This is a genomic window from Rhodoplanes roseus (assembly GCF_003258865.1).
GTDB lineage: Bacteria > Pseudomonadota > Alphaproteobacteria > Rhizobiales > Xanthobacteraceae > Rhodoplanes > Rhodoplanes roseus.
Genome location: NZ_NPEX01000774.1, coordinates 1 through 281 on the forward strand (window position 1 = coordinate 1; position 281 = coordinate 281).

Sequence of the window (281 nt, forward strand, 5' to 3'; positions counted from 1 at the left end):
GGCTTCGCATCGTCCGGCGGCTGGTTGCGGCGGGCCCTTCAGGAATGGCCGCCGGGGCGATCGGCGAAGCGATGGGCGGGGCCTCGTCGTCTCGTATGTCCTTCCATCTCAGCCACCTCGAACAAGCGGGCCTCGTCACATCCCGTCGCAAGGGGCGCTCGATTGTCTACAGCGCGGCGCTGACCACGCTTTCCGGCCTTGTCGCGTTCCTCATGCGCGATTGCTGTCAGGGAAATCCGGAGGTGTGCGATCCCGCGATCGCCGCCCTTTCCACGTGCCGC

Annotated in this window: 1 protein-coding gene; it reads left to right on the top strand. The window is 67.3% G+C overall.

Annotation, left to right across the window (positions count from 1 at the left end):
• Positions 1 to 281, top strand: a 281-nt coding sequence (locus CH341_RS32345) for an ArsR/SmtB family transcription factor (RefSeq protein ID WP_111423759.1), incomplete at both ends; no start/stop codon positions are given.